Annotated in this window: 1 pseudogene; it reads left to right on the top strand. The window is 46.5% G+C overall.

From position 1 onward, the window contains the following. Window positions 1-241 (top strand): annotated as a pseudogene (locus ACTHSX_RS10815) (TAT-dependent nitrous-oxide reductase); the annotation flags it as partial.

Here is a 241-nt window from a genome sequence, read left to right as displayed (position 1 = left end):
TGAAAATGTTGGACGGTCGTGCGGAATCCAACTCTCCATACACTCGTTACATCCATGTTCCTAACTCTCCTCACGGATTTAATGCTAGCCCTGACGGCAAATACATCATGATCAACGGTAAACTGTCTCCAACCGTTACCGTATTTGATGTCAGCAAACTGGATGTCTTGTTTGCAGGTAAAATCAAAGAGCGCGATGTTGTAGTAGCCGAGCCTCAACTGGGTCTTGGCCCATTACACAC

It is taken from the genome of Neisseria sp. P0014.S002 (genome assembly GCF_051958295.1).
GTDB classification, from domain to species: domain Bacteria; phylum Pseudomonadota; class Gammaproteobacteria; order Burkholderiales; family Neisseriaceae; genus Neisseria; species Neisseria flavescens_B.
Note: the sequence above shows the minus strand (reverse complement) of the source record. Positions and strands in the feature narration are given on the sequence as shown.